Origin of the sequence: Planococcus faecalis (assembly GCF_002009235.1) — a bacterium.
GTDB classification, from domain to species: domain Bacteria; phylum Bacillota; class Bacilli; order Bacillales_A; family Planococcaceae; genus Planococcus; species Planococcus kocurii.
This window is the reverse complement of sequence record NZ_CP019401.1, coordinates 1,399,749-1,421,306: the sequence shown is the minus strand read 5'-3', so window position 1 is coordinate 1,421,306 and position 21,558 is coordinate 1,399,749. Positions and strand designations below refer to the sequence as shown.

The window sequence follows — 21,558 nt, the reverse complement described above, 5'->3', positions numbered from 1 at the left end:
GCAACTGCTCGGAGGTGACATTCAACTGGACGCTCATGAAAACCTCTCACCAACTGGTCTTCTCTCTGAAATGTAACGTACAATTTACTATCCTCTTCAACGCATGAATATCTAATTACTCTTATTGTACTCAATACTTGGTTTTAGCGTCAAGTTTATTTTGTAAGGTTTGATTGAGGTGGTAGTTATTTCTGCTTTCTTATGTCGCTTCGGTCGCTTTGGGCATGGCTCCCGCAATAAGCCCGGAAGTTCACCGGTCTTTTTGCTTTGCCTAGCCCGTGCTCGCTCCTTGCTTAGTCAATGGACATGGCTTTGGTGGTGTAGGGTAGGTAGTTGGTGTTGTTTCGTTACTTCGCCTAGTGAATGAAGATTGATGTGGGGGTGCAAGCTCGAGAAAGTAGCCTCGCTTTCTTATGCCGCTTCGGTCGCTTTGGGCATGGCTCTCGCGATAAGCCCGGAAGTGCACCGGTCTTTTCGCTTCGCCTAGCCCGCGACGCGCCTCAGCTAGGGACTGCTGGATGCACAAGTGCACCTATTTTTATGTGGGAGTAGAGGGTGTAAGGCTCTGGAGACGCTCGGCGGCGGTGGTGCACGCGCCGTCGCTAAGTCAGGTTGCATTGAACGTTTTTCTTAGGTTCTATACACCGCTTCGGTCGCTTTGGGCATGGCTCCCGCACCAAGCCGAGAAGAGCACTCGTCTTAGCGCTTCGCCTAGCCCGCGACGCGCCTCAGCTAGGGAGTGGTGGATGTATAAGTGCACCTACTTTTATGTTGGAGTAGAGGATGTGAAGTTCTGGAAACGCTCGGCGGCGGTGGTGCACGCGCCTTCGCTGAGTAAGGTTGCATTGAACTGAGATAATACGTTTTCTTAGGTTCTATACACCGCTTCGAGCGCTTGGGGCATGGCTCTCACACTAAGCCGAGAAGAGCACTCGTCTTAGCGCTTCGCCTAGCCCGTGACGCGCCTCAGCTAGGGAGTGGTGGATGCATAAGTGCACCTATTTTTATGTGGGAGTAGAGGGTGTAAGGTTCTGGAGACGCTCGACGGCGGTGGTGCACGCGCCTTCGCTGAGTCAGGTTGCATTGAACTGGGATAGTCGTTTTTCTTAGGTTCTATACATCGCTTCGGTCGTTTTGAGCGTAACAATGTGAGACGAGATGAATAGCTTGGAGCGAGCTTTGGAACAGCAATACCGATTTTCTATATCTTGCTAATTTTTCACTACTAACTATTGAGATAAAAGCGACTACTTAAACAGATCAAAATCACTCTAAAAAAAGGGCTATCCCAAAGGGTCATTTTTATGACCTTTCAGGATAGCCCTGTCTATTTTTAGCGTGCCAATTTAGCAAATACGGCATGGAATGCTTCTACGGTTTTTGCGATATGCTCTTCCGTGTGGGCAGTCGATAGGAACATGCCTTCAAATTGAGACGGCGGCAAGTAAATACCTTCTGCCGCCATTAAACGGTAATAGTCAGCGAACAAATCGGTATCTGAAGTTTTCGCTGTTGCAAAGTCGACCACGTTTTCGTTTGTGAAGAAAAAACCAATCATCGAGCCTGCACGGTTGACTGTGTGCGGGATGTTGTATTTGGTTGCAGCTTCTCGGAATCCTTTTTCAAGCTGGTCGCCGCGTTCGATAAAAGTGTTGTAGCTTTCTTCTGTTAAACGAGACAACGTTTCAAAGCCTGCGCGCATTGCGAGTGGATTTCCAGAGAGTGTGCCTGCTTGATAAATAGAACCACTTGGTGCGACTTGCTGCATAATTTCACGCTTACCACCGAATGCACCGACTGGTAAACCGCCGCCGATTACTTTACCGAGACACGTCATGTCGGGTGTAACGCCGTAATGACCTTGTGCACAATGATAGCCAACACGGAATCCGGTCATGACTTCGTCAAAAATAAGAAGCGTGCCGTTTTCGTGCGTTAAGTTGCGCAGCTCCATTAAGAAGCCTTCGTTTGGCGGAACCACGCCCATGTTTCCAGCAACCGGTTCTACGATAACTGCCGCTAGTTCACTGCCGTATTCTTGAAAAGCCATACGAACGCTTTCTAAGTCATTAAATGGCACGGTAATGGTATTTTTAGCGACTGATTCGGGTACACCTGGTGAATCTGGCAAACCTAAAGTTGCGACACCTGAACCTGCTTTGATTAATAGACTGTCGCCGTGACCGTGATAGCAGCCTTCGAATTTCAAGATTTTATCGCGGCCGGTATAGCCACGTGCTACACGCAATGCACTCATCGTTGCTTCTGTTCCAGAAGATACCATACGAATCATTTCAATCGATGGAACGCGTTCCATAACTAGTTTCGCCATCGTATTTTCAAGTTCAGTTGGCGCACCGAATGACGTTCCAAGCGCTGCTGTTTCTTGAATTGCGTTGACGACTGCTGGTTCAGCATGGCCTAAAATTAATGGGCCGTATGACAAAACGTAGTCAATATACGAATTTCCGTCAATATCTGTAATTGTGGCACCGCTTCCTGACTTCATGAAAATCGGATCCATATTGACCGATTTAAAGGCACGGACTGGGCTATTAACGCCACCTGGCATTAAAGTTTTTGCTTCAGTAAATGCGGCTAGTGATTTTTCGTATGTCATTCTTTTCCCTCCAACCAGCGTGCTGCGTCTTTCGCGTGATAAGTCATAACGATATCTGCTCCCGCGCGTTTCATGCTCAATAAAGTTTCTAAAACGATTTTCTTTTCATCAATCCAGCCATTTGCGGCAGCTGCTTTGACCATCGCGTATTCACCCGATACGTTATAAGCGACAATCGGTACATCAAAATTATCGCGAACTTCACGGATAATGTCTAAGTACGACAAAGCTGGCTTAACAATCATGAAATCTGCACCTTCTTGAATATCAGAAGTTGCTTCACGTAACGCTTCCATACGGTTTGCTGGATCCATTTGGTACGTTTTACGATCCCCAAATTGCGGTGTACTGTGAGCCGCTTCACGGAAAGGTCCGTAATAAGCAGACGAATATTTAACACCGTACGACATAATGGGTGTGTTTTCGAATCCCGCTTGGTCAAGTCCGTAGCGAATTGCAGCAACAAAACCGTCCATCATATTTGATGGTGCAATAATGTCAGCTCCAGCTTTTGCTTGAGAAACCGCAGTGCGTGCTAGTAAATCTAGTGATTCGTCATTTAAAATCACACCATTTTCGATTACGCCACAATGGCCATGATCGGTATATTGGCACAGACAGGTATCTGCAATAACGACTAACTCAGGATGACGATTTTTCGCAAAACGGATGGCTTCTTGAGTGATACCATGGTCGTGATAAGCTTGTGTGCCAACCGCATCTTTTTCGTTCGGTACGCCAAAAAGAATAACAGAAGGAATTCCAAGGTCCACCACTTCATCTAATTCTTCACCTAATTTATCCAACGAAAAATGGAAAACGCCTGGCATTGAAGAAATTTCTGTTTTAATGTTTTCGCCTTCTACAACAAAAATCGGATAAATAAAGTCCTCTTTATGTAAGCTCGTTTCGCGAACCATTGAACGGATATTAGCAGAACCGCGCAAACGACGGTGACGGTTAAAATTTAATTCTTTCATTTCGACAAACTTCCTTTCGCTATTTCATTGATAACTTCTATATACGTATATTTTTTAGGCGTGTAATCCACTGTTCCGCCGCTTTTTAGTATCGTCTTTTTCGTAACGTGGCCAATCGCCGCGGTGCGGATATTCGACCAATCTCCACCTGCTTGTCGGTACGCCGACACAGCAGAAGGACTGGCGAAAAGAATAATAACGTCTTTTAGTTGAACGACCAGCTTAGCGTTTTCGATATTCAGAATGGTATCGTAAACAACCCACTCATCCACTTGCATCGACATAGAGGCGATGGTGTTTTTCGCCATTTGACCTTTTATAAACAAGCATTTGGCGACGCCAGAAACAGGTGGGAATTCTTCGATAAAATGATCGGCACTAAAAACTTTCGGTATAAAATCAACGCTGTGGCCATGCCGTTGCAACACAGCAGCCGTTTGATCACCTACTGCTGCAATTTTAGCGCTAACGGTTTCATCCAGTTGACAAAACACTTCAGCACTTGTACGGCTAGTAAAAATTAACCAGTCATAGCCTGCAAAATCTGGTTTTTTTGACTGCCGACTTATTGTTTCGACAAGTGGCAAGTAACGTGTTTGGGCACCAAACGACTGTGCATGTTCAAGCGCTTCTATAGGTTCTCTGGAACCTGTAAAAATCACAGTTTGACCTTCGAGCAAATTTTCTTTTTTAGACATTGCTTTCGGCTTTGACGCGCTGAATTAACTCATAGCCGCCTTGTGCACTAATTTTCTCAGCTACGATGCGGCCAGCTTCGATTGGATCGCGACTAATCGCCACTTCTTTGAAAACTTGATCAGCTTCTGGTGAAGAAATTAGTCCAGTAAAAGTGATTTCTCCCTCGTTCACTGTTGCATATCCTGCAATGGGAACTTGGCAGCTGCCATCCATGTCTTTAAGGAATTTACGTTCTGCGTTAACAGCTAATGCTGTATTGTCATCGTTAAGTTTCGCTAATTCAGCCATCAATTCTTTGTCGTCTTCACGGCACTCGATCCCTAATGCGCCTTGTCCGATTGCTGGCAGGCATTCGTCCACTTCCATAAATTCAGTGACTAAGTCATCTTTCCAGCCCATCCGTTTCAAACCAGCCGCTGCTAAAATAATGGCGTCAAAATCGCCCGCATGTAATTTCGCAAGACGTGTATCAATATTGCCGCGAATCCATTGAATATCAAGGTCCGGACGTATTAGTAACAATTGAGAACTGCGACGCAAACTACTCGTTCCAACAACTGCGCCAACTGGCAATTCCATTAATTTTACATGGTCGTTCGCAATATAAGCATCACGCGGGTCTTCACGTTCAGGAATACACCCAATTGCAAGACCTTCAGGTAATACAGAAGGCATATCTTTCATGCTGTGAACAGCAAAATCGATTTCTTTAGCAAAAAGAGCTTGTTCAATTTCCTTAACAAATAAGCCTTTGCCGCCTACTTTTGATAGCATCACATCAACGATACGGTCGCCTTTCGTGACAATTTCTTTGATTTCAAATTCAAATGGTACGCCTGCTGCTTTTAACTTATCAATAAACTGATTTGTTTGTGTCAACGCCAACTTACTTCTTCTTGAACCTACAATAATTTTTCTCAACTAAATCCTACCTTTCTTTAATACCAAAAATGAAATTCAGATAACCGGCTACCCAAAAAGAAATTAATGAGCAACAATAAAAATGCATAGACATGCGCCAACGCATAATTCATTCCGTTTAACGAGCCTTTGCGGTGCCACCAGAGTATAAAGCTATACACCACTAGTAAAATAAACGATCCTACAATCTTCATGTCGAGCAATGAAAACTCCGACAACGAAATATACGCCCATTGCAGACCCAATACGAGTGACACGAATAAAAGCGAAATACCAACCAAAATAGAAATGGTCATAAATTGCTGTGTTTGGCCAAGTGACGGCAAATTTGCCCATTGCTTTGTCCATTTTTTCTTTTTCAACATTCTGTATAAAATCATATGCAGTGCCGCAAAAACAAACGACAGCGAAAAAGCAACATAGGACAAAATGGCAAAACTAATATGGATGAATAATAATTCCGAAACAAGCGTTTCTCCTACCGGTGAACGCTCGATTTGAACCGGTGCAAACGTGTGGATTGTCATGAAAATAAAGCCAATCACATTAATGAAAAATACCGCAAAATCAAAGCGGTAGAACATCCTAAGAACAATCGACAACGTCACCAATAACCAGGCATAAAAATAAATGCCTTCAAACAAGGTCAATATTGGAAAGCGTTGCGTTTCGAAAATGTACAATCCTAGAAATAGGGTTTGCAAAGCCCAAACAATGCCGAGCAGCGTCATCGCAATCCGACTGGCTTTCTTTTCTTTATATAAGTAATCTATAAAATAAAAAACAAGGCTGACAGCATATAGAATAACCATAGCTTCATGCAGCCTTGCCATTGTTATATCAGCCATCCCATTCCCCTTCATCTCCATAGTTAAAGGCGTTCCGTCTCTACATTTTAACATATAGATTCGAAAACGCCTCTTTTAGAAAGCTTAAAATGAATATCCGGGAGTTTCTGTTGTTGATTGCTGAGTTTGAAGAACGGCTTTATCCGTTTTTTGTTGTGGTGCTTTCGACTGCTTTTCTATTTCTTTTTCAACTTCTTCTTCAATTCCAAAGATTTGCATGAATAGCTCCAGCTGCTCACGGGATTTGGGCCCACCGCCCATTTCCTTAGCCTGCAAAATTGGATCTTTTAATAATTGATTGATAATCGATTTCGTATGCTTGTTGAGAATTTTCTTTTCACGATCTGTTAAATCAGGCATTTTGTTTTCAATGCTCGCCATCGTTTCTGCTTGAATGCCAAGCGCTTTTTGACGAAGGGCAGAAATCACCGGAACAACACCAAGCGTCGTTAGCCAGTCGTTAAACTGCAGAGATTCCTGGTTAATCATCGTCATAATTTCACCAGCTGCGCGTTCACGCTCTGCTAAATTCGCTTCAACAATTCCTTGCATGTCGTCAATATCATACAAAAAGACATTCGGCAAATCACTGATACGCGGGTCCATATCACGCGGAACGGCAATATCTACCATAAACAAAGGTTTGCCTTTACGAAGTTTCTCTACAAATTCCATTAGCTCTAGGTCAATGACAAAATCTGCCGATCCCGTCGAAGAAATTAAAATGTCTGCTTCTAATAAAGCGCATTGCAATTGGTTTAACGGTTTTGCATTGCCACCAAATTTATCCGCCAATAGTTCAGCCTTTTCAAATGTCCGGTTGATAACAGTTACGCGGTTTGCACCGCTGCCTTGCAAGTTTTTAATAGCCAATTCGCCCATTTTACCGGCGCCTAAAATAACAACATGCTTGTTTTTAAGCGTGCCAAAAATCTTCTTGCCCAGTTCAACTGCTGCGTAAGACACGGATACGGCATTTTCACCAATAGCTGTCTCAGAATGCGCTCGTTTCGCCAAGGTTACAGCTTGCTTGAACAATTGGTTAAATAGCGTGCCTGTCGTTCCATGCTGTTGCCCTGCAAGAAAACTACTTTTTACTTGTCCGAGAATTTGCGTTTCACCTAATACCATCGAATCGATACCTGCAGTAACGCGGAATAAGTGTTCAATCGCCTCATCCTGTTCATGGACAAATAAATAAGGAGAAATCGCTTCTTGCGAAAAACCAAAATAATCGGCGAGGAATTGCTTCACGTAATATTTTCCCGTATGAAGCTGGTCCACGACCGCATATATTTCCGTTCGGTTGCAAGTGGAAACGATGACGTTCTCCAATATACTTTTTTGCTCTTTTAACGCCTGCATCGCCTGTGGCAGATCCGCTTCAATAAATGATAGCTTTTCGCGTATCTCCACGGGTGCAGAACGATAATTCACCCCAACTACTAATGTGTGCATGGGTACAAAACACCTTTCACGTTCATTATTTCATCTACATTCATTATATCACTTTTCAGCTTATTTATGCCTTTAAATTTGTGAACAAGACATGACGCTATTGCTTCTTTATAATTATTATAAACTAATACTAGCAAAGGAATTTCGTGTCTACAAGTATAACGCTCTTAGTCGGAATTGACTGTTAACTACAAGCTGAATGAAGCAGCCTTTGACGCACAAAGTCCGTGATTGCATTGAAATTTACTAGATAAGTTGAAGTATAGAAACCAATTTTTCTCTACCGCTTTGGGCATGACTCTCACAGCAAGTGAAGTGTAGCAGCTTCGCGGAATGGCGACAAGTAGCAGGCATGATCAACCTACACAATAAAAAAGCGCAGCCCAAGGGCTGCACTTTTTTACATTCTGCTTTCGATTTCCAACCACGCTTGGTCTTTACCCAGTCCCGTTTCCGATGAAAAGATAATAAGCGGATCATTTTTATCCATATCCAGCGTCGTGCGGACAATTTTCTTATGCTTGTCCCATTTGCCTTTTGGAATTTTGTCTGCCTTGGTTGCGATAATGATACACGGAATTTCAAAATGTTTCATGAACTCATACATCGCGATATCGTCTCTGCTTGGTGGATGGCGCAAGTCAACGATTTGGATAACTGCGCGCAATGGCTCGCGATTCGTGATGTAACGTTCAATCATCTTGCCCCATGCCTCGCGTTCACTTTTCGACACTTTCGCATACCCGTATCCTGGAACGTCAACATAAAACAATTTTTCTTCAATTTTGTAAAAGTTCAATGTTTGTGTTTTACCCGGTTTAGATGAAATGCGCGCCATGCTCTTGCGACCAATCATTTTGTTGATAAAAGACGATTTTCCGACATTCGATCGTCCGGCTAAAGCAAATTCCGGCAACCCATCTTCTGGATACTGATCCGGACGAACGGCACTAATTACTAATTCTACATGATTAACTTTCATTCATTTTCTCCTTCTAAGGCAATTTCCAATGCCTCATCTGCTTGAGAGACCAATTTAAAAGTCAACTCTTCACGGATTGTCTCTGGTATATCTTCCAGGTCTCGCTCGTTGTCGAGTGGCAAAATGATGGTCTTTAAGCCAGCACGATGTGCACTCAAGGTTTTTTCTTTAATTCCACCGATTGGCAGGACGCGACCACGAAGTGTGATTTCACCCGTCATGCCGACTTCACGTCGAACCGGACGCTTTGTCAAAGCAGAAACCAAAGCTGTCGCAATGGTAATACCTGCTGAAGGCCCGTCTTTAGGAACAGCGCCTTCTGGAACGTGGATGTGAATATCATGTGACTCATGGAAATTCGGATCGATGCCAAGAGATTCTGCTCGCGCTCGAACAAAAGATAATGCCGTCTGCGCAGATTCTTTCATGACATCACCTAGTTTACCCGTCAATTGCAGCTTTCCTTTACCTGATGACAAAGAAACTTCAATTTGAAGAGTATCTCCACCGACAGTCGTGTAAGCAAGTCCCGTTGCAACGCCGATTTGGTTTTCCGTCTCTGCCATGCCGTAACGGAATTTACGTTTTCCTAGATACGCCTCGACCTCTGCTTCTCCAACAACTACCTGTTCTTTTTCTTTTGAAATAATTTGTTTCGTCACTTTGCGACAAATAGAAGCGATTTGACGTTCTAGTCCACGGACACCTGCTTCGCGCGTGTAATAACGAACGATGTTCAGCAACGCGTCATCTTTAAACTGCAGTTGCTCGATTGATAAACCATGTTCTTTTAATTGCTTTGGTGCTAAATGATTTTTGGCAATCATCTGTTTTTCAACTTCTGTATAACCAGCAATCGAAATAACTTCCATGCGATCACGCAGCGGTCCAGGAATTGACCCTAAATCATTGGCTGTCGCAATAAAAAGCACGTTAGAAAGATCATAAGTTTCTTCAATATAATGGTCACTAAACGAATTGTTCTGTTCTGGATCAAGTACTTCTAACATCGCAGAAGACGGATCGCCACGGAAATCATTCGACATTTTATCAATTTCGTCTAATAGGAAAACAGGATTTACGGTTCCTGCTTTTTTCATCCCTTGAATAACCCGTCCTGGCATTGCACCGACATACGTACGACGATGGCCGCGGATTTCCGATTCATCACGAACGCCACCAAGTGATACACGAACAAAGTTGCGGTCTAATGATTCGGCAATCGATTTTGCGAGAGACGTTTTCCCGACACCTGGAGGTCCGACAAGACAAAGAATCGGTCCACGCAAGGAATTGGTCATTTGTTGAACAGCCAAATACTCCAAAACGCGTTCTTTGACACTTTCTAAGCCATCATGATCACGATCTAATACTTTTTCTGCATACTTAATATCCAAACGGTCTTCCGTTGCTTCTGACCATGGGATTGTCACTAGCCACTCAATATAGTTACGAATAATCCCACTTTCTGCAGCAGCAGAAGGCAGCTTCTCGTAACGATCAAGTTCTTTTAACGCTATTTTTTCAGTAGTTTCCGGCATTTCCGCTTCTTCAATCCGCTTTTTCAAATCAACTACTTCAGCTGATTTGCCGTCTTTATCACCCAGTTCGGTTTGAATGGCTTTCATCTGCTCACGCAAATAAAATTCTTTTTGTGTTTGTTCCATTGCTTTTTTTACACGCAGATTAATCTTTTTTTCAAGATCGACTACTTCTTGTTCGCTGTGTAACCGAGTAATAAGTAGCTCTAATCGTTTACTAACATCAAAAGTTTCCAGTATTTCCTGCTTGGTCGATACTTTCATCGAAAGGTGAGAAGCAACCATATCTGCTAAGCGACCTGGCTCTTCAATATCAGCTACCGTGTTGTATGCTTCTGTACTAACTTTTTTCGAGCTTTTGACGTAATTCTCAAAATGCTCCAATAGCAAACGCATAAGCGCATCTTGTTCTGCATCTCTTTCTGTTTCATCAGCAAAAGGTGTTACTTCAACAATTGTACAGGCTTCCGTTTCTTCGTAATTTTTTAATTGGCCACGTTCCAAGCCTTCTACCAAAACACGAATCGTGCCATTTGGTAATTTCAACATTTGTTTAACGTAAGCCAATGTTCCAATTTTATGAAGATCGGCTCTTTTAGGTTGTTCTATACTCATGTCTTTTTGAGTTGCTAAAAAAACAATATTATCCTCTAACAATGCTTGTTCCAGTGCAGCTACGGATTGCTCTCGACCGACATCTATATGTAGCACCATTGTCGGAAATACAAGAAGTCCGCGTAATGGTAGTAAGGGTACACGTTTTGTTACTTTTCTCTTAGCCATGTGGCAAGTCACCTCCGGGGATATTTTCAATGTGAGTGGATAACACCTAATCTGATAGGTGCTATCGTTGTTGTCTAGCTCCACTTAGGCTCCTTGGGTCATAAGCCACTCTGCCTGTGCGGCAAAGAACGCCGCTTCGTCAGATCGTCTTATGCCTGTCGGAGCTAAACGGTCACTTTCGCTTTTCTTTGTCCAGCTCAAGTGACCAGCTCCTCGGGTCATAAGCCACTCTGCCTGTGCAGCAAAGAACGCCGCTTCGTCAAATCGTCTTATGCCTGTCGGAGCTAAACGGTCACTTTCGCTTTTCTAATAAAAAACAGGCTAACTCAGAACGCGCGGATTCGCACGATCAGAGTCAGCCCGTATCATCCTTTTGATTGGTCTATCTACCACTCAGCAAGTTTGCGCACTGTGTGGAGTTCCACTCATTATGCGGATGTTTTCTCATCGTTGTCGTTAACGTACTCTGAACCATCTTCTAAGATAAGTTTAGGTTGCACGCTGTCCGCAACAGTTTCTTTTGTAATGATGCATTCAACAATGTCTTCACGTGAAGGCAAGTCGAACATGACTTCAAGCATCGTGTTTTCGATAATTGAGCGTAGTCCACGTGCACCGGTTTTGCGCTCAATTGCAAGTTTCGCAATTTCAACAAGTGCTTCAGGCTCAAACGTTAATTTGACGCCATCAAGCTCCATCATTTTTTGGTATTGCTTGATCAATGCATTTTTAGGCTCAGTCAAAATCTGGACTAGCGCTTTTTCATCCAATTGCTCAAGGCTTGCCAATACAGGCAAACGACCGATAAATTCAGGAATCAAACCGAACTTCAACAAATCTTCAGGAATCAATTGACTAAGCAATGATTTCTCATCCATTTCCTCTTTGTTCGGATCTGCACCAAAACCGATGATTTTATTGCCAAGACGGCGTTTAATAATTTGATCGACTCCGTCAAATGCACCACCTACGATGAACAATACATTCGTCGTATCGATTTGGATAAATTCTTGATGAGGGTGCTTGCGTCCGCCTTGTGGAGGTACGCTTGCAGTTGTGCCTTCTAAAATTTTCAGAAGGGCCTGCTGCACGCCTTCACCCGATACATCACGTGTGATCGATGCATTTTCAGATTTACGTGCCACTTTATCGATCTCATCGATATAAATGATTCCTTTTTCTGCGCGTTCAACATCATAATCTGCAGCTTGAATTAGCTTCAAAAGAATGTTTTCCACGTCTTCACCGACATAACCTGCTTCTGTTAATGAAGTGGCGTCTGCAATTGCAAACGGTACATTTAGAATACGCGCTAACGTTTGTGCCAGTAACGTTTTACCGCTTCCTGTTGGTCCGATTAAAACAATATTGGATTTCGATAATTCAACATCATCAATCTTGCTATTAGAGTTCACGCGTTTGTAGTGATTATAAACCGCTACAGCTAGTGATTTTTTGGCTTTTTCTTGGCCAATTACGTAGCCATTCAAAATGTCTAAGATTTCTTTTGGCTTAGGCACTTCTTTGAATTCTACTTCTTCATCTGTACCAAGCTCTTCTTCTACGATTTCCGTACAAAGCTCAATACATTCGTCACAAATATAAACACCTGGTCCCGCGACCAGTTTACGAACCTGCTCTTGTGGTTTGCCACAAAACGAACATTTTAAATGCTCTTTTTCGTCATTGAATTTGAACAATGTATTCACCCCTATTCAAGCCATTATCTTACAAGATTATCGTAATTGTAGCAACTAATTGGATCTATCGTCAATTCAGCGGATTCATCTCTGTGAAATCGGTGTTCTATGTAGTGGAAAACAAGGTGCGTCTCCGCACCTTGTTTCTCTTATTACTTATGTTTTACTTATGTGTTACTCAGAAATTTTAGCGTTGTCCACTAGGAACTCAACTGTGTTCTGCATGCGGATATCATTTTCAAGCATTTCAGTTCCACCTAAAGCTGTTTTGATCTGCTCAATGTCCATGTTGAATTGACCAGCCATTTTTTCAAGCTCTTTATCGATATCTTCTGAAGTAACTTTCATGTTTTCAGCTTCAGCAATTGCTTCAAGTGTTAATGAAACGCGTACACGTGTTTCAGCATCACCGTGCATTTGCTCACGAAGTGCAGCTTCGTCTTGACCTGAGAATTGGAAGTACAATTCAAGGTTCATGCCTTGCTGAGTCAAACGCTGTTCGAAATCACTCATCATACGGTCCATTTCTGAATGGATCATTGCATGAGGAATATCAATTGTTGCGTTTTCAGCAGCTTTTTGAACCAATTCGTCACGAAGTTTTGCATCAGCAGCTGATTTTTTCTCAGCAACTAAGCTTTCTTTCATTTTTGTGCGAAGTGCTTCTAGGCTTTCAACTTCAGGATCGATTTCTTTAGCTAGTTCGTCGTTAAGCTCAGGAAGTTCTTTTCCTTTAACTTCACTTACTTTAACTTTGAACGTTGCAGCTTTTCCTGCAAGCTCAGCAGCATGATATTCTTCTGGGAAAGTAACTTCAACGTCTTTTTCTTCTCCAGACTTCACGCCTACCAATTGTTCTTCGAATCCTGGAATGAATGAGTTTGAACCGATTTCAAGAGAATAATCATTTCCTTGTCCGCCTTCAAATACTTCTCCGTCAACGAATCCTTCAAAGTCGATTACAGCTGTATCGCCTTCAACGATCGCTTCGTCTTCTTTAACAGTCAACTCAGCTAAACGTTCTTGGTTTTCTTTCAATTGGTTTTCAATATCTTCATCCGTTACTTCCGTATCAGGTTTTGATACTTCAAGACCTTTGTATTCACCAAGCTCAGCAATCGGCTTTACAACTACTTTAGCTGTAAACACTAGCGGCTGGTTTTTTTCGATTGTTTCGATGTCGATTTCAGGACGGTCAACTGGGTTGATTCCTGCTTCTTCAACTGCATTTGCATAGGCGTCCGGTAAGATGAAGTCTAATGCATCCTGGTAAAGTGATTCTGCACCGAAACGTTTTTCGAACATTTGACGAGGCATTTTCCCTTTACGGAAACCTGGTACGTTGATTTCTTTAACAACTTTCTTAAACGCTTTATCAAGACCGGCGTTTACTTCTTCTGCAGGAACCTCAACTGTTAATACTCCTGTGTTACCTTCTTGTTTTTCCCATTTTGCTGACATATTATAAGCCCTCCAAACATTTTCTAAAAAGTCATTTTACGTTTTATACGAATTTTGACAACCTACATATTATAGCACACATGCTGTCAGGTTCAACTATTTCTACCCATTACGCATCTCAAACCACAGTTCCGCTTGCTGAATCAGTTCCAGTAGCTTTTCATCTTCATTAAATGACGTCTTTCCATTGAACAAACCTTCAGTATAATCCATATACGCCTGTACAACTTCTTCTACCTTAAAATCATCCCAAACGAATGGATACAAGAGATAGATATGACGTTCGAATAATTCTTTAACCAATTCAAGTCGCGTCGGATCTTTTGCCAAAGAATCTTCTAAGAGATTCGTCATCTGCCTAATACGCTTGTTATTCAATGGATCGGGCAAACTTTCGGTTTTAAATACGCCTGTGTAATGGAATTTTTGAACTTTTACTTGTGCTTCAATTTTTTCTTGAAATAGCATAAATAATATGTATGTCTTCGTCAACAAATCGGCTTCCGGGTGCTCGATGATCGCTAGCAATTTTTTCTTTAACGCCTGGTAGGACGTGGTCGGCAAAGCTAAAATCAACTGTTCTTGCTCAGAAGGATGCAACACCAAAAAGTTTTCAATGGCATAAAGCGATGCATCTACTTTCTCAGTCGCTACATTCGCCGCAATCCGCTCATTCAGTTCACGCAATTGGTGAAACTGCTCAAGTCGCTCTTCAGGTAAAACTTTTTCTTCTATTAAGACTTCAATCATTTTTTCTGCTTCTTCAAATTCACGGACTTGCATTAAAATGCTTATGTATAGCTCCATCGTCTCCAAGTAATGGATCGGACCGATTTGCAACAGTTCTCTACACACCTCTAATGCTTCGACAAACTCTCCAAGTTCGTAGAGACAATATGCATAACCACCTAAAGCGGCTGCATGATCAGGTTCATAAGACAGCACCTGGTAGAGGCAATCTCGAGCATCTTCGTATTGTTCTTCTTTTAGGAACGTCATACCCTCTGACAATAATCGATTGACGGTTGTTGGAAAAACAATGACATTTCCTTTGCGTTTCAACTCCCGGTATTTCTTTCGCACAGTACCACCTCTTTTGTGTTTCATCATCATATCATATTCCCTTTACGCAGAAAATAAAAACCTCAGCATTGCTCAGGCAATCTAACTTCACCAAAAAACTTCATGTTCATTGCTCAACTCTAGAAACTTGGGAATCAGTAGTAAAGCACTTGCGAACAATCCGACCATCATAAGAAGTGAAGAAGTTAACGAAAGATCCATAAGTGTAGACAATGGCAAAGGCAATAAAATCACCCAATTTAGTATCATCGTACGTCGCCTTGATTTTGCAGTGGCGTATTGGTCACTTAGACAGTACGGGCAACGCATCGAGCTACTCATTTTCCATGATGCCTTCATTGATTGCTTCCAGGTCCATTGGTTTTTGCAGTGTTTACACGTCGGCACAGAAACACCTCCTTAGCATTACTACGCATTAACTACTGTTTGGTTTCATTAATCGTCATGTAGGAACTAGTAGAAACAATAGAAAAGTAAACAAATCCTTTCCATCCTCTCTCAGCTCGGTCTTCTGTTCACTAACTATTTGTTTCCGCTGCCTGCTCGTACAGCAGTTTTTCAACCAAAGAAAAATAAGCTACCAGCCTCTTACAGGCTAGTAGCTTATGAACGTTTCTACATTACTTTTCTAAGGCTTCGAGAATTGGTTTTTCAAAAACAGGCGCAAAACTTCGAGAAAACGTAGCCGTTAAGTGATTGGCATCAAAATGAGTAATAACATTTCCGACGACGTAATGACAATACTCACCGTCACAGAAATAATCCGTCAAATCAATGGTTGTAGCAGTTTCCGGCAGATAATCAGCTTGCGTTATCGGATTGACGTCTCTAACAATTTCTTCTTGTTTTGCTTTACACTGTTCTGGTTCATCTGCGTTCTGACTGAGGCAGGTTAAAACATGTTGTTTATACCAAGGAGTGTCGCGCACCAAAAATAAAGGAATGTCTTGTTTCTCAAAATACTTCCAAGCTTCGATAAAGCCGTCTGAAACTTCGTCAAACTCCTCTTGTTGGCTGCCTACATTTCCCACAGTGAAAATAAGGTCGGGTGTATCTTTCGCAATTTTTGTTTTCACGTTTGTGAACCACTCGGCACATTCTGGAGAACCGGGCACGTCCTCTTCTGTAAACCGACAACTGCTCTTGAGATAAGTGACAATTTTCAAGTTATGCATTTTAGCCAACTCTTCGAGCATGGGTTGCCAGTGGGCTGAATGAGATCCACCGACCAAAGCGATGGTGTAATCGTAATCTATGAGCTCCCCATATTCACAAACCTTTGCTGCGGTAGTGACTTTCCCTACCATGCAACGCTCTTCGTAAATAACCGATCGATCTTGTTCTGCAACTTCAAGTCTCGGAATGAACGGCTCATCAAATTCAGCTAGAGGTGTTAAGCGACCATCCTCCAAATAAACAGCTGCTCCTGGATGATCGTTGATTCTCTCACTTAATGTTTCTGAGTCAGTGACAGGTAATGCCAAAGAACTTTCTTGGTAGATAAATGTTGAAAGCCATATAGCTCCTGAGAAAACTAAAATGATACTCGCTGTTTTCCAAAGGGACAATTGGATGTTTCGAACAGGTACTTCGAAGCCGTAAATTGTCACATAAGCAAGAATCGCGGCGACGGTCATGATGAGCAATCCACCTATAAGTGACACGGTTTCGACCTCGAACAAAGCATAATAGAAAATCAGGAGCGGCCAATGCCACAAATAAAACGCATACGAAATACTTCCGAATTTCACTAAAGGCTTCCAGCTGAGCAATTGGAAAGCACTGAAATGGGTCGAATAATTCCCAGCAACGATAATCAGGACAGCGGACAACACTGGCCATAATGCAGCGTAACCTGGGAACAGCTGGGATACTTGCAAGACGATGCCGCAGCTAATCAATCCGATTAACCCCATCCACCCTAAAACCCAGGAAAGACGTGAGGAAATCACTATTTTATGAATGGTTAACGCAAGGATTCCACCTACTCCAAATTCCCATACACGTGTGAAGGTATGGTAATAAGCAACTGGCTGATTGACAATCGTTAAGTAAACAGAATAGCCGAAAGATGCGATCGCAACTACCGAAATCACGATGATCAGCATACGTTTAATGTGATTGCTTGAGAAAAGTCTTAATAAAGTAATCGCCACAAAAAACAGCAATAACCAAACTAAGTAAAACTGAAATTGAATGCTCAACGCCCAAAAATGCTGAAACGGAGAAGCACTGTTGTTCTGAGCCAAATAATCTACAGAATCGATGGCAAGCCGCCAATTCTGAAAATAAAACGCCGAAGCTAAAAATTCGTTAAGTGTTTGTTGCTTTGTAAACACTGGCAATATGTATAGACCCGCAATTAAAGTTGTAATACTAATTAGCCAAGCTGTAGGCAACAATCGTTTCATCAGTTTGACAATATAAGAAAAGTACAATACTTTGCCATTTTTCCGGTACATAGACAATAAAGATGTTGTGATCAAAAATCCCGATACAACAAAAAAGACATCTACGCCACCTGAAACTCGATTAAACCATATATGATAAATGGCTACTAGTATCGCCGCAATTGTACGCAAGCCTTCCAATTCGGGGCGAATACGCCTTTTGGTTTCCATAAACTTTCGCCACTCCTTATTATTGATAAATAGTTGAATACAATTGTATCATATTCTTAATTTCTCACTTTTTTTCTGTAAATTAGATTTATTCGAGTCGGCAATAGACCTACAAACAGACATGTTGAGCGTCCTTAATACTTTTTCTACACACAAAACCTCCACACCGTTTAATAAACGATGTGGAGGTTTTGTTCGAATTATGTACATTCCTATAATGTCCCAGGAGGGATTCGAACCCCCGACCGACGCCTTAGAAGGGCGTTGCTCTATCCAGCTGAGCTACTGAGACTAAAGCTTTCTTAGAGACTAGACGGTGGCACAAGATTTCGCTTGCGGCTTTGCTTTTCTATTGAAAGACAATTTTAATTATAGAAATGATTTGAAGAAAAGTCAATGCTATTTTAAAAAAACATTAAAATAAATGAATTCAGCTTTGTTTTTCTTCATCTAACCACTTAGGCATGCGCTGTTGTAACTCGCGCAAGGCATTGCCGCGATGGGAAATTGCAGCCTTTTCGTGAGGCAACAATTCAGCCATCGCTTTGCTTTGTGCAGGAACGTAAAAAATGGGATCATAGCCAAAACCATTATTGCCTTGAGGCGTACTAAGAATAATTCCTTCACAAGAGCCCGAAAACGTTTCAGTCTTCTCGTTAGGTGCTGCTACCGCTAGCACACAACGAAAACGTGCTGTACGTCCGTTTTCAGGCACGCCAGACATTTTCTCAAGCACTTTATCAATATTTGCGCTATCGCTCTTAGCAGCACCCGCATAGCGTGCTGAATAGACACCTGGTTCACCGTTCAATGCATCAATTTCTAATCCACTATCATCGGAAATAACAGGAATACCTAATACTTTCGAAACGGCTTCTGCTTTTAAGATGGCGTTTTCTTCAAAAGTGACACCCGTTTCTTCTACATCCAGGTCTTGTGCTACGTCTAGTAGAGTCAACACTTTATACCCAAGAGGGGCAAGCAAAGCTTCAAAATCTTTAGCTTTGCCTTTGTTTTGAGTTGCAATTACAATTTTTTTCATTGTTCCACAACGACCTTTTCTCCAATACGAGCAGCAATATCACCTAGCGCGCTACGCTGCATCGCAATCAATTGATGGATTCCTGCTTCTCCAAGGTCCAGCAATTCGTTGAGTTGAGCACGTGTAAACGTAGACTCCTCTCCCGTTCCTTGCAATTCCACGAAATGACCTGCCCCTGTCATAACTAGGTTCATATCAACTTCAGCGCTAGAATCCTCAACGTAATTCAAGTCAAGAATGGATCCGTTTTCAGCTGTAACGCCGACACTTGTTGCAGCAAGAAAGTCCGTTACTGGAAATGCCGGAAGCTCTAGCTTACTAATAGCCATCGTCATAGCGATAAATGCCCCTGTAATCGATGCTGTACGCGTTCCACCATCTGCTTGGATTACGTCGCAGTCGATCCACAATGTACGCTCACCTAGCTTCTCAAGATCCACAACAGCTCGCAATGCACGACCAATCAGTCGCTGAATTTCCATTGTCCGTCCACCAATTTTTCCAGCTGAAGCCTCACGACGGTTTCGGCTGTTCGTTGCACGTGGCAACATGGAATATTCTGCTGTTATCCAGCCCTTGCCTTGACCTCTCAAGAATCCTGGAACTTTGTCTTCAATCGTCGCTGTACAGATTACTTTCGTCTGTCCCACCGTGATTAATACCGAACCTTCTGGGTGAATCAAATAGTCTACGTCCACTGAAACAGGACGCAACTCGTTAGTTTGTCTATTATCTATGCGTGTCATAAAAATCCTCCTTGTATATGCTCAAATAGCTTACCATATTTCGCTGATAACGACAAAAACCTGACAGCATCTGCTATCAGGTTTTGGGAAATCGAATCGAATAGATCATGGGTCTTTCAATGCCTAACCATTTATGAATAATGGAGCCAAAAATCTGAGTAGATCCCGATGTATAAAAGCGATGCACCGGCGGCTTGTTCCAATTTGCAAACTGCTGTTTATAGCTCAAGTATCGCTCGACGTCTTTGGCCGTTTCTTCTGCTGACGACAACACGTTCACCGTATCTCCAAGAACTTCCTCAATAAAACCTTGTAACAATGGATAATGCGTACATCCTAAAATTGCTGTATCAAACTCTTCATAGGCAATAGATGCTAATGTATCTTGAACAATTCGATGAGCAAACTCACCTTCGTATTCATCACTTTCTACCAAAGGAACAAAACGTGGACAAGCAAGTTGTACGACGTGTGCAGAAGAAACTAATGATAAAATTGCTTTTTCATAAGCTCCGCTTTGCACTGTTCCTAACGTGCCTAAAACGGCAATTTTTTTAGTTGTTGAAGATTTAATGGCAGCACGAGCCCCTGGAAAAATAACACCAATTACAGGAATTGGCAAATTCTTCTGCAAAGAGTACAGCGCTGCTGCAGTTGCCGTATTGCAGGCGATAACTAACATTTTAATATTTTTCTTCATCAGTGCATCGGCCATTTGCCACGTATACGTCCGTACTTCCGACAGCGGACGCGGACCATAAGGGCATCGCGCGTTATCCCCAATATAATAAATTTGCTCATTCGGCAAAAGTTTCATTATCTCTTTTGCGACGGTAAGTCCACCGACTCCTGAATCGATTACTCCGATTGGCGCATTCACACTCATCGCCTCTATCCTATTTCATGTTGGTATGCAATTTTTCAAGTAACGCCGCAAATTTCACAGCCTCGTCTTGAGTAAAATTCTCTAATACGGTTTTCAAGTATTCCTGGCGTTTTTGAATCACTTCTTCAATGACGCGTTCGCCTTCTTTTAACAACTTTATACGAACAACGCGACGATCCTGTTCTTCGCGAATACGGACAACCAGTTCATTTTTCTCCATACGGTCAACTAAATCCGTTGTCGTGCTGAACGCTAAATACATCTTATTCGATAAATCTCCAATGGTCATATCCCCATGCTCAAATAGCCACTGCAATGCGACAAATTGAGGCGGGGTGATCGTATAGGAATTTAAAATCTCTCGACCTTTTTGCTTAATAATCCCCGAAATATAACGTAGCTCTTTTTCCATGAACGCGATGCGCTCCAATTCATGATTGACGCTTTGCTTGTCTTCATTCATTAATCAATCCCACTCCTTGAAAAACCTATCTTATTTCTATAGTGACGGTTTTTTATTGATATAGCAAGAGCTCCTTATTTTTTTGCACTGATCAATTGCTTGCTCTGAAGCATTTCAATCTCTTGGTCTGACCAAGGGTGACCTTTTCCCGTGTGTTTCGATATTTGGACAATGGCTCCTCTTCCCGTGAAACAAGTTTCCTCTTTTTCGTTGACAGTCCAGTAATGAACATCGACAGAAGAAGTTCCGATGCGCGCTATTTTGACGTAAACTTTTAACTTTTCATCAAAAAATACTTGTTGAACAAAATCTACTTGCATATCTGCTACGACGGGAAACAACTCGTTGCCCGTTTTTAACCAGCGCTGCATCAATCCCATTTCTTTCATAAATTCGATTCGGGCAAATTCAAAATAAGCAATCGGCACGGTGTTATTAACATGCCCAAACATATCCGTTTCAGAAAAACGAACTTGAACCGGAGCAGAAAAGATAAATTCCTGCTTCCACTCCTCCAAATTTCCAATGTAATTCGCTGTCATAAGTAACCTCCACTAAATAATTTGATGACTTGAACATTTTTCCCACGCACTGAATAGCACGAGGATCATCACTCTTGTATGAGCCTGTTAAAGGGTTCAGCCTGGAGCGTTTTTTACTACCACTCACTCCAGTCAAAATCTACTTGTCTGTTTCATTTTATTAGTATACCAAATTTTTTATG

General features: G+C 42.2%; 18 protein-coding genes, 1 tRNA gene and 1 other annotated feature (1 of these 20 cut by a window edge). All 19 genes read right to left on the bottom strand.

Annotated features, from left to right (window positions below; genetic code table 11):
• Positions 1-109 (bottom strand) — a binding site (T-box leader) (it extends 114 nt beyond the left edge of the window).
• Between the two features lie 1,224 nt (positions 110-1,333).
• Positions 1,334-2,620 carry a glutamate-1-semialdehyde 2,1-aminomutase gene (gene hemL, locus AJGP001_RS07075; protein ID WP_078080313.1) on the bottom strand — a complete coding sequence of 429 codons (1,287 nt, stop codon included), beginning with the start codon at positions 2,618-2,620 and terminating at the stop codon, positions 1,334-1,336.
• Entirely contained in the window at positions 2,617-3,600 is a 984-nt protein-coding gene (gene hemB / locus AJGP001_RS07070) for a porphobilinogen synthase (RefSeq protein ID WP_071154330.1), read from the bottom strand. Before hemB ends, hemL begins: the two co-directional genes overlap by 4 nt.
• Positions 3,597-4,298 carry a uroporphyrinogen-III synthase gene (locus tag AJGP001_RS07065; RefSeq protein WP_071154329.1) on the bottom strand — a complete coding sequence of 234 codons (702 nt, stop codon included), beginning with the start codon at positions 4,296-4,298 and terminating at the stop codon, positions 3,597-3,599. The genes hemB and AJGP001_RS07065 overlap by 4 nt, the downstream gene beginning before the upstream one ends.
• Positions 4,291-5,220: a hydroxymethylbilane synthase gene (hemC, locus tag AJGP001_RS07060; RefSeq protein ID WP_058385661.1), complete on the bottom strand. Its 930-nt coding sequence runs from the start codon at positions 5,218-5,220 to the stop codon at positions 4,291-4,293. Before hemC ends, AJGP001_RS07065 begins: the two co-directional genes overlap by 8 nt.
• 17 nt (positions 5,221-5,237) lie before the next feature.
• The gene (locus AJGP001_RS07055) at positions 5,238-6,068 is read right to left on the bottom strand and encodes a cytochrome C assembly family protein (protein WP_071154328.1); all 831 of its coding nucleotides are present in this window, start codon (positions 6,066-6,068) and stop codon (positions 5,238-5,240) included.
• 84 nt (positions 6,069-6,152) lie between these two features.
• Positions 6,153-7,526 (bottom strand): glutamyl-tRNA reductase, encoded by a 1,374-nt coding sequence (hemA, locus tag AJGP001_RS07050; RefSeq protein ID WP_071154327.1) that lies wholly within the window; start codon positions 7,524-7,526, stop codon positions 6,153-6,155.
• 400 nt (positions 7,527-7,926) lie between these two features.
• A complete protein-coding gene (gene yihA / locus AJGP001_RS07045) occupies positions 7,927-8,508 on the bottom strand; it encodes a ribosome biogenesis GTP-binding protein YihA/YsxC (protein ID WP_058385664.1) in 582 nt (193 codons plus the stop codon).
• Positions 8,505-10,832 (bottom strand): endopeptidase La, encoded by a 2,328-nt coding sequence (gene lon, locus AJGP001_RS07040; RefSeq protein WP_071154326.1) that lies wholly within the window; start codon positions 10,830-10,832, stop codon positions 8,505-8,507. The genes yihA and lon overlap by 4 nt, the downstream gene beginning before the upstream one ends.
• A 428-nt stretch (positions 10,833-11,260) precedes the next feature.
• A complete protein-coding gene (gene clpX / locus AJGP001_RS07035; RefSeq protein WP_058385667.1) occupies positions 11,261-12,532 on the bottom strand; it encodes an ATP-dependent protease ATP-binding subunit ClpX in 1,272 nt (423 codons plus the stop codon).
• A gap of 174 nt (positions 12,533-12,706) precedes the next feature.
• A complete protein-coding gene (gene tig, locus AJGP001_RS07030) occupies positions 12,707-13,993 on the bottom strand; it encodes a trigger factor (RefSeq protein WP_058385668.1) in 1,287 nt (428 codons plus the stop codon).
• A 102-nt stretch (positions 13,994-14,095) separates the two neighbouring features.
• Positions 14,096-15,106, bottom strand: a complete 1,011-nt coding sequence (locus AJGP001_RS07025) for a tetratricopeptide repeat protein (RefSeq protein ID WP_245830249.1) — start codon at positions 15,104-15,106, stop codon at positions 14,096-14,098.
• A 57-nt stretch (positions 15,107-15,163) separates the two neighbouring features.
• Positions 15,164-15,463 carry a TIGR04104 family putative zinc finger protein gene (locus AJGP001_RS07020; RefSeq protein ID WP_078080312.1) on the bottom strand — a complete coding sequence of 100 codons (300 nt, stop codon included), beginning with the start codon at positions 15,461-15,463 and terminating at the stop codon, positions 15,164-15,166.
• A gap of 233 nt (positions 15,464-15,696) precedes the next feature.
• A complete protein-coding gene (locus AJGP001_RS07015) occupies positions 15,697-17,697 on the bottom strand; it encodes an acyltransferase family protein (protein ID WP_078080311.1) in 2,001 nt (666 codons plus the stop codon).
• 218 nt (positions 17,698-17,915) lie between these two features.
• Positions 17,916-17,989, bottom strand: a tRNA-Arg gene (locus AJGP001_RS07010).
• A gap of 138 nt (positions 17,990-18,127) precedes the next feature.
• Entirely contained in the window at positions 18,128-18,739 is a 612-nt protein-coding gene (locus tag AJGP001_RS07005; protein ID WP_078080310.1) for an XTP/dITP diphosphatase, read from the bottom strand.
• Positions 18,736-19,485 (bottom strand): ribonuclease PH, encoded by a 750-nt coding sequence (rph, locus tag AJGP001_RS07000; RefSeq protein WP_058385672.1) that lies wholly within the window; start codon positions 19,483-19,485, stop codon positions 18,736-18,738. Before rph ends, AJGP001_RS07005 begins: the two co-directional genes overlap by 4 nt.
• Positions 19,486-19,561: 76 nt before the next feature.
• Positions 19,562-20,365, bottom strand: a complete 804-nt coding sequence (gene racE, locus AJGP001_RS06995; RefSeq protein ID WP_058385673.1) for a glutamate racemase — start codon at positions 20,363-20,365, stop codon at positions 19,562-19,564.
• 16 nt (positions 20,366-20,381) lie between these two features.
• On the bottom strand, positions 20,382-20,834 hold the full coding sequence (locus AJGP001_RS06990; RefSeq protein ID WP_058385674.1) for a MarR family winged helix-turn-helix transcriptional regulator: 453 nt from the start codon (positions 20,832-20,834) through the stop codon (positions 20,382-20,384).
• 74 nt (positions 20,835-20,908) lie between these two features.
• Positions 20,909-21,376: an acyl-CoA thioesterase gene (locus AJGP001_RS06985; RefSeq protein ID WP_058385675.1), complete on the bottom strand. Its 468-nt coding sequence runs from the start codon at positions 21,374-21,376 to the stop codon at positions 20,909-20,911.
• Between the last annotated feature and the right edge of the window lie 182 nt (positions 21,377-21,558).